Genomic DNA, 7582 nt, shown 5'->3' with positions numbered 1-7582 from the left:
AGCGTGAGACACGAAGACCTCCGTGGTCAGGATGCGAGTGTGGTAACCCACATCCTGCCCGGAGGTCTTCGCCTACCTCACCCGTTCACAACCTCCCGGGGAAGTACAGCTAGGCGGCGGGTCGACGGCGACGCGACGCCCGCGCCGGGGGCGGCGGCATCCGTGCGTCGCGACCGGGACGGGTCAGAGGTTCTTGAGCATGCGCGTGTTGCCGAGGGTGTTCGGCTTCACGTGCGCGAGGTCGAGGAACTCGGCCACACCCTCGTCGGGACTGCGCACGAGCTGCGAGTAGACGTCGTTGTCGACGACGTGCTCGCCGATGGGCGCGAAGCCGCGACGGGTGAAGAAGTCGACCTCGAAGGTGAGGCAGAACAGGCGCGTGAGGCCGAGCCGGCGGGCGTGCTCCTCCAGGGTCTCGACGACCGCACGGCCGACGCCGGTGTGCAGCCACGGGTCGGCCACGATGAGAGTGCGCACCTCGCCGAGGTCCTCCCACATGACGTGCAGAGCACCGCACGCGATGACCTCGCCCTCAGCGTCGACGGCGACGACGAACTGCTGGGTGGCCTCGTAGAGCACGACGAGGTCTTTGCCGAGCAGGATGCGACGCTGCACGTACGGCTCGAGCAGGCGATGGATGGCGCGCACATCGGCGGTGCGCGCACGGCGGATCTCGAACGATCCGGTGTTGACGGGGGACGCTCCGGAGGATGCGGCGTCGGTCATGCTGACCACAGTAGACCGCACACCCCGTGGCATCCGGGCGTACCGGCGTCACCGGTGTTGACTCGTGCCATGTCGATCGTCGAGAAGGGCGCCGCGCTGCGCGCGCTGCACACCGATCCGCCGTTGCTGACCCTGGTGAACGTGTGGGATGTCGCCTCCGCCCGGGTCGTGGCCGCCCACCCGCGCACCCACGCGATCGCGACGGCCAGTCACGCGATCGCGGCAGCCTTCGGCTACGACGACGGCGAGCGGATCCCGCTCGAGCTGCACCTCGCCACCGTCGAGCGCATCGTCGCGTCGACCACGCTGCCGGTGACCGCCGACCTCGAGGCCGGGTACGGCGACCCCGCGGCAACCGTGCGCCGCGCGATCGACGTGGGCGTGGTGGGCGCGAACCTCGAGGACGAACTGCGACCGCTCGCGGCGGCGAGCGCGGCGGTCGCGGCGGCTGTCGAGGCGGCGGATGCCGCGGGCGTGCCGTTCTCCCTCAACGCCAGAACGGATGCGTTCCTGCGCGCCGAGGGCCGTGGCCGTGCGGAGTCGCTGGCCGACGCGATCACCCGTGGGCGCGCCTACCTCGCGGAGGGCGCCACCTGCGTGTTCGTGCCCGGCGTGCTGGACGAGCCCGAGGTGCGCGAGCTCGTCGCCGCGTTCGGGCCCGGAAGGCTCAGCGTTCTCGCCGCTCCGGGGTCGCTCCCGCTCCCCGTGCTCGCCGCGCTCGGCGTCGCTCGCGTCTCGTTCGGTCCTTGGCCGCAGCGTGCCGCCCTCACGGCGCTCGACCGGCTCGTCGACGAGGTCGCGGACGACGGGCTCCCCGTCGGCATCCGCCCCCTCGTCTGAGACCCGGCTCCGCACCCGATCACGATCCGGTGACGGCGGGCGTTCTTCAGCGGGGGCACAGCATGCCCCTCGGTACCCTGAAAGGCGTGCCTTCCCCACAATCCTGCCGATCCGTCACGCTCGACGGCATCGAGCTGCGGGTGCTGCACATCCCCCTCGTGAGTCCCTTCACGACCTCGTTCGGCACCGAGTCGGTGCGCGAGGTCATCGTCGTGCGGGCGCTCACCTCCGACGGCGACGGCTGGGGCGAGATCGTCACGCAGGAGGCGCCGCTCTACTCGAGCGAGTACACGCAGGGCGCGTGGGACGTGGCGCGCCGCTTCCTGATCCCGGCGCTGCTCGACCGTCACCGCCTCGCCCCCGAGGAGGTCGCCGGCACGCTCGCCCCCATCGTCGGCCACCGCATGGCCAAGGCCGGCCTCGAGCTCGCCGTTCTCGACGCGTCGCTGCGCAGCGAGGGCCGCTCACTCGGTGAGCGCCTGGGCGCCGTCGTGCCGCGGATCCCGTCGGGCGTCTCGGTGGGCATCCAGCGCGACGCGTCGACGCTCGTCGACACCGTCGCCGGCTACCTCGCAGAGGGTTACCGCCGCATCAAGATCAAGATCAAGCCGGGCCGCGACGTCGCCGACACCGCAGCGGTACGCGACGAGTTCGGCGACATCCCCCTGCAGGTCGACGCGAACTCCGCCTACACGCTCGCCGACATCGACACGCTCGTCGAGCTCGACCGCTTCGACCTGCTACTCATCGAGCAGCCCTTGCAGGAGGACGACCTGGTCGACCACGCCACCCTCGCAGAGCGCCTGTCGACGCCCGTCTGCCTCGACGAGTCGATCACCTCGTTCAAGGCCGCCGGAGACGCGCTCGCGCTGGGCGCGGCATCCGTCATCAACATCAAGGCCGGACGGGTGGGCGGCTACCTCGAGGCGGTGCGCATCCACGACCTGTGCCGCAACGCCGACGTGCCTGTGTGGTGCGGCGGCATGCTCGAGACGGGCATCGGCCGCGCCGCGAACGCCGCCCTCGCCGCGCTCCCCGGCTTCACCCTGCCCGGCGACGTGTCGGCCTCGAACCGCTTCTACACGCAGGACATCGTGCGCGACCCCATCACCCTCGTCGACGGGCACGTCGACGTTCCCACCGGTCCCGGCCTCGGCATCGAGATCGATCCGGTCGCCCTCGACGAGTTCACCGTCCTGCGCGAGGAGGTGCGCCGATGATCCGGATGCCGCGCCTCGCCGCCACGGCCCTCGTCGCCGTCGCCGCGATCGGCCTCCTCGCCGGCTGCGCCGGCCGCGCCGTCGCGCACCCGGCGCCGTCGGCGACCGCGCTGCCGACGGGCATCACCGCGTGGCTCGCGACGTCGCCCGAGACGGCGCCGAGCATCGTCACCTCGACGAGCGGCCAAGAGGCCTACCTCGTGGTGCGCAACGACACCACCCAGCCGATCGTCATCAACCGGGTGCGCATCGACGACCCCCGCTTCCTCGGCCTCGGCTACCGCGTCGGCGCCGTCTCCAGCTCGGTCGCCGCCGGTGAGGAGGCGCGCATCGCCGTGCAGCTTCCGGAGATGATCTGCGACGAGACGGGCAGCGCTCCCACGGCGGCCGCCGAGGCCCTGACGGACGCCTCCCCGCGCGCCACGCCCGCGGCGACCAGCGCCGCCAGCGCCACCGTGTCGGTCGGATTCGCCCTCGGGGCGGCCGTCGGCGTCGCCTACACGCCGCTCGACGACCCGAACGGCGTCCTCGACTCCGCCTACGCCGCCCAGTGCGGCGCCCGCTGACGATTAGACTCGGGGGATGCCGCCGGCCCGCGGCATCCGCGATTTCTCGCACTCTCCCCCTCCGACCATTGGAGCCACCGTGGCCGTGCAGTCCCGCCTCGACAAAGTGATCGCCCTCGCCCGCCACCGCGGGTTCGTGTTCCAAGCGGGCGAGATCTACGGCGGATCCCGGTCCGCATGGGACTACGGACCCCTCGGCACCGAGCTGAAGGAGAACATCCGTCGGCAGTGGTGGCAGACGTTCGTGCGCGGTCGCGCCGACATGGTCGGCCTCGATTCGTCGATCGTGCTGCCCAAGCAGGTGTGGGAGGCGTCGGGTCACGTCGCGACGTTCACCGACCCGCTGGTGGAGTGCCTGAGCTGCCACAAGCGCTTCCGCGCCGACAATCTGCTCGAGGACTTCGAGGCCCGCAAGGGCCGCCCGGCCGAGAACGGCCTCGCCGATGTGCCGTGCCCGAACTGCGGCACCAAGGGTCAGTACACCGAGCCGCGTGCGTTCTCGGGTCTGATGAAGACCTACGTCGGCGTCGTCGACGACGAGTCGGGCCTGCAGTTCCTGCGCCCGGAGACCGCGCAGGGCATCTTCGTCAACTTCGCGAACGTGCTCACCGCGAGCCGCAAGAAGCCGCCGTTCGGCGTCGGCCAGATCGGCAAGGCGTTCCGCAACGAGATCACCCCCGGCAACTTCATCTTCCGCACCCGCGAGTTCGAACAGATGGAGATCGAGTACTTCACCCCGGAGGCCGAAGCCGACGAGTGGTTCGAGCACTGGGTCGAAGCCTGCTGGAACTGGTTCATCGACCTCGGCATCGATGCGGACAACATGCGCCGCTTCGACGTCCCCGAAGAGGACCGTGCGCACTACTCGGCCGGCACGATCGACGTCGAGTACCGCTTCGGCTTCCCGGGCAAGGAGTGGGGAGAGCTCATGGGCATCGCGAACCGCACCGACTTCGACCTCGGCAACCACTCGACCGCGTCGGGCCAGTCGCTCACGTACTTCGACCAGGCGTCGGGCGAGAAGTACACGCCTTACGTCATCGAGCCCTCCTTCGGCCTCACGCGGTCGATGATGGCGTTCCTCGTCGATGCCTACGTCGAGGAGGAGGTGCCGAACGCGAAGGGCGGCACCGACGTGCGCACGGTGCTCAAGCTCGACCCGCGCCTCGCCCCCGTCAAGGTCGCGGTGCTGCCGCTGTCGCGCAATGAGAACCTCTCGCCGCTCGCGCGTGAGGTCGCCGACGATCTGCGCGGTGCGTGGAACGTCGACTTCGACGACGCCGGCGCGATCGGTCGCCGCTACCGCCGCCAGGACGAGATCGGCACGCCGTTCTGCGTCACCGTCGACTTCGACTCCCTCGAGGACAGGGCGGTCACTGTGCGCGAGCGCGACACGATGAGCCAGGAGCGGGTGCCGCTCGAGGCCCTGCGCGGCTACCTGGCCGAGCGGCTGCGCGGCGCCTAGGCTCCGGATGCCGCGCCCGTCCCCTCTCGCGCAGTCGGTGCCACCCAGCGGCATCCGTCGCATCTTCGAGCTCGCCCAGACGCTCGACGACGTGATCGCACTGTCCGTCGGGGAGCCGGAGGTCGCTGTCGCCCCGCACGTGCTCGCCGCGGGGGCGGATGCGTGGGAGCAGGATGTCACCAACTACACCGCGAACTCGGGCATCGCGCCGCTGCGCGCGGCACTGGCCGCGAAGCTCGCGTCGTTCAACGGCTACACCGGCGGTGCGGATCACGTGCACGTCACGGCAGGCGGATCGCAGGCGCTGCATCTCGCGATGACGCTGACCCTGTCGCCGGGCGACGAGATCCTCATTCCCGACCCCGGCTACTCGACGTTCGCGATGGCGCCGCGGCTCGTCGGCGCCGTGCCGGTGCCGTACACACTGACGGTGGCCGACGCATTCGTGCCCGACGTCGACCGGCTCGACTCGCTCGTCACCGAGCGCACGCGGGTGCTGCTGGTCAACAGCCCGTCGAACCCGCTCGGCGTCGTGTACCCGCCGGAGGTGGTGGACGCGCTGGTCGCGTTCGCCCGCCGTCATGACCTGTGGATCATCAGCGACGAGGTCTACGAGTACCTCACGTTCGGGGTGCCGTTCACGAGCGTGCTCGCGGCCGCCCCTGAGCGCACCGTCGGTGTGTTCTCGCTCTCCAAGACCTACGCGCTCACCGGCGCGCGCATCGGCTACCTCGTGACGCCGCCGCCGCTCACGCCCCTTTTCGGTCCGGCGAACGAGGCGATCGTCAGCTGCGTCAACGCGCCCGCGCAGTACGCGGCGCTCGCGGCGGTCACAGGCCCTCAAGATGCGGTCGAGTCCGCCCGCGCGACCTATGCCGCGAACCTCGCCGCCGCCCGCGAGCTGCTCGACGCCCGCGGCATCCCATACCTGCGCTCCGACGGGGCGTTCTACCTCTGGATCGATGTGTCCCACGCGTCGGGCGGCGACGTGTCCAGCTGGGCGGAGCGGTTCCTCGTCGCCGAGCGGGTGGCCGTGGCACCGGGGTCCGCGTTCGGCGCGGCCGGCGAAGGGTGGGTGCGCGTCTGCTACGCAGGCCGCGTCGAGCCGCTGCTCACCGGGCTGTCACGCCTGCCGCAGCCCTAGCGCACGGCGCCCGCCGCCGGCCGGCCCGCCGCGCGGCGCACGGCCAGCTGCCGCACGGCCTGCTGCGCGGCCCACCGCGCGGCCCGCTGCCGCACGGCACGCTGCCGCGCGGCACGTTCCGCGACGTACGGCGCCGCACGCACCGCGCAACGAGCCGTCTCCGCGACCTTGACCGGCTCAGCCGGCGCGGCGCCACCGACGCCCACGGCCCACGCGCGCGACCCACGGCGCGCGGCCGCACGGCCACCCGACGGACCGCAGCAGCACCGCGCGCTGTCGCACGGCACGTTGCGCGGCGCACGGCGCCGCGCGCGTCGCGCAACGTGCCGTCTCACCGACCTCGGCCGGCGACCGGCGGCCGCCGGCCGGCGACCGGCGGCCGCCGGACCGCGGCCAGCGTGCCGCGCCGCCGACGGGCACGGATGCCGCCGGTCAGTGCGCGTACGTGCCGTGGATGATCGCGCGGCCGAGGGTCTGGAACGCCAGCTGGAACGAGGCGACGGCGGGTGAGGCATCCGCGTCGATGCCGAGGGTCGGCGCCCCGACCGCGTGCACGACGAAGAAGTAGCGGTGCACCTGGTCGCCGGCAGGCGGCGCGGCACCCATGAATCCCGGCTGGCCGGCGTCGTTGCGCAGATGGAAGGCACCCTCCGGCAGCGCGGCCGCCGCGGCGCCGCGCTCGAGCGAGGTCACCGAGGCAGGAAGATCGACGAGCATCCAGTGCCAGAACCCCGACGGGGTGGGCGCGTCGGGGTCGAAGCACGTCACGACGTACGACTGGGTGCCCTCGGGGGCGCCCGACCAGCTGAGCTGCGGCGAGGTGTTGCCGAACTCGGCGACCTGCGCGTCGTCGAGCGGGGCGCCGTCGGTGATGTCGGTGCTCGTGACGGTGAAGGCCGGCACGGCGGGCAGCAGCGGGTACGGGTCGGGGGTGACGGGGCGTTCGAGGCTCATGCTCCCACGCTACGTCGCGCCGGCTCCGCGCGCACCGGGGTCGCGGGTCGAGACATCCGCCGTTCGGCCTGTGCACAGTGCCGTTCGGGGGCATCGCGCCCGGTAACGTCGAGCGCGCCGGACGCTGATCGGGGGAGAGACATGACGGATGCCGCGGGCTCCCTCGTCGTCGCGGTCGTGATCGTCGCGACGCTCGTCGTCGTGGCCGCGACCCTGCACGCGTGGTACGCGGCGGGGCTGTCGCGGGTCTTCCGAGCGGTCGACGCGGACGGCTGGCGGGCCTGGATCCCGGTGGGCAACGAGGCCGAGCTGCTGCGCCTGGCCCGGTTCGAGCCGGCGCTCGCGGTGCTCGCATTCGTCCCGGTCGTGAACGTCTACGGCTACGTCGTGCACGTGAGGGCGGTACACCGCGTCGGTGCCCGCTTCGGACTCGGCGTCGGCACGACGGTGATCGGCGCCCTCCTCCCACCGGTCTGGGCGATGGTCGTCGGCGCCCGCGCCCCGCTCCCACCCGCCGAAGTACGCACCCCTACCGACGACGAGGACGATGACACGCCCGCGGTGATGGTCGGCCTGATCGGCGAGCGTGTGCCGGCGGCCGATGCCGCTCCCCTCCCCGCTCCCCCCGGGGGCTCGCCGCTCGCTGCCCCCGGGGGGAGCGGGGAGG

At 72.2% G+C, this 7582-nt stretch carries 9 protein-coding genes; 6 read left to right on the top strand and 3 right to left on the bottom strand.

All coding sequences use genetic code 11. From position 1 onward, the window contains the following. Positions 1–183: 183 nt before the first annotated feature. Complete coding sequence (locus FFS51_RS14450; protein ID WP_056206440.1) at positions 184–726, bottom strand: amino-acid N-acetyltransferase; 543 nt, start codon at positions 724–726, stop codon at positions 184–186. 69 nt (positions 727–795) lie between these two features. Between FFS51_RS14450 and FFS51_RS14445 the strand changes: the two genes are divergently transcribed. The 5 genes from FFS51_RS14445 to FFS51_RS14425 all read left to right on the top strand — a co-directional run bounded on the left by FFS51_RS14445 (position 796) and on the right by FFS51_RS14425 (position 5961). Next, a complete protein-coding gene (locus FFS51_RS14445; RefSeq protein ID WP_137878770.1) occupies positions 796–1566 on the top strand; it encodes an isocitrate lyase/PEP mutase family protein in 771 nt (256 codons plus the stop codon). An 86-nt stretch (positions 1567–1652) separates the two neighbouring features. Further along, positions 1653–2786, top strand: a complete 1134-nt coding sequence (gene menC, locus FFS51_RS14440) for an o-succinylbenzoate synthase (protein ID WP_249352743.1) — start codon at positions 1653–1655, stop codon at positions 2784–2786. Continuing rightward, positions 2783–3352, top strand: coding sequence for a hypothetical protein (locus FFS51_RS14435; protein WP_137878768.1), 570 nt, complete (start codon positions 2783–2785; stop codon positions 3350–3352). The genes menC and FFS51_RS14435 overlap by 4 nt, the downstream gene beginning before the upstream one ends. 79 nt (positions 3353–3431) lie before the next feature. Beyond that, positions 3432–4817: a glycine--tRNA ligase gene (locus FFS51_RS14430; protein WP_137878771.1), complete on the top strand. Its 1386-nt coding sequence runs from the start codon at positions 3432–3434 to the stop codon at positions 4815–4817. Positions 4818–4824: 7 nt separating this feature from the next. Further along, a complete protein-coding gene (locus FFS51_RS14425) occupies positions 4825–5961 on the top strand; it encodes a pyridoxal phosphate-dependent aminotransferase (RefSeq protein WP_045247363.1) in 1137 nt (378 codons plus the stop codon). Here FFS51_RS14425 and FFS51_RS14780 read toward each other — a convergent pair. Both FFS51_RS14780 and FFS51_RS14420 read right to left on the bottom strand, forming a co-directional pair. Further along, positions 5958–6167 (bottom strand): hypothetical protein, encoded by a 210-nt coding sequence (locus FFS51_RS14780; RefSeq protein WP_171006210.1) that lies wholly within the window; start codon positions 6165–6167, stop codon positions 5958–5960. The genes FFS51_RS14425 and FFS51_RS14780 overlap by 4 nt on opposite strands. A 226-nt stretch (positions 6168–6393) precedes the next feature. Next, complete coding sequence (locus FFS51_RS14420; RefSeq protein ID WP_137878767.1) at positions 6394–6915, bottom strand: YbhB/YbcL family Raf kinase inhibitor-like protein; 522 nt, start codon at positions 6913–6915, stop codon at positions 6394–6396. A gap of 141 nt (positions 6916–7056) precedes the next feature. On the opposite strand from FFS51_RS14420, the gene FFS51_RS14415 reads away from it, so the two are divergent. Next, the coding region (locus FFS51_RS14415) for a DUF5684 domain-containing protein (protein ID WP_212742832.1) at positions 7057–7582 on the top strand (526 nt) is incomplete at its 3' end.

Source organism: Microbacterium sp. 4NA327F11, from assembly GCF_005503465.1.
In the GTDB taxonomy this organism is placed as follows: domain Bacteria; phylum Actinomycetota; class Actinomycetes; order Actinomycetales; family Microbacteriaceae; genus Microbacterium; species Microbacterium ginsengisoli.
Note: the sequence above shows the minus strand (reverse complement) of the source record. Positions and strands in the feature narration are given on the sequence as shown.